A 456-nucleotide genomic window follows, 5' to 3' on the forward strand; every position below is an offset into this window, starting at 1 on the left:
GGTCCTTGCCATTTCTGACAGGGTGAAGCAGACCGAGCTGCCTACCCTGATTGGTGGGACCAATGTCAATCTGACGCAGCAGGGTAACCCCTGGCTCTTCCGTTGCCGCCCCGATGATTCCATCGTGGTCAAGGTCATGCTGAAATACATCAAGGAAGACATGGGCCTGACGAAGATTGCTGTGCTGCATGATGCCGATGCTTTCGGCACGGGAGGCGCCGACCTTATCGACGACCTGGCCCCCAAGGCCGGCCTGACAGTGGTCAAGCGTGAAAAGTACACGACGAAGGACAAGGACTACACCGCACAACTGCTGGCTTTCCGGGTGGCCGGGGCAGAAGTAATGATCCATTATGGTACGAATGCCGAGGATGTGGCCGTCTGCCAGCGGCAATATCGCCAGCTGGGCCTGCCCTATGCGTACATTGGCTCTCCCTCCAGTGCCGTCAAGGATAC

Annotated in this window: 1 protein-coding gene; it reads left to right on the plus strand. The window is 57.9% G+C overall.

Annotated features, from left to right (window positions below):
* The coding region (locus JWG43_RS18165) for an ABC transporter substrate-binding protein (RefSeq protein ID WP_205244340.1) at window positions 1–456 on the plus strand (456 nt) is incomplete at both ends.

The organism is Desulfobulbus alkaliphilus, from assembly GCF_016918545.1.
GTDB lineage: Bacteria > Desulfobacterota > Desulfobulbia > Desulfobulbales > Desulfobulbaceae > Desulfobulbus > Desulfobulbus alkaliphilus.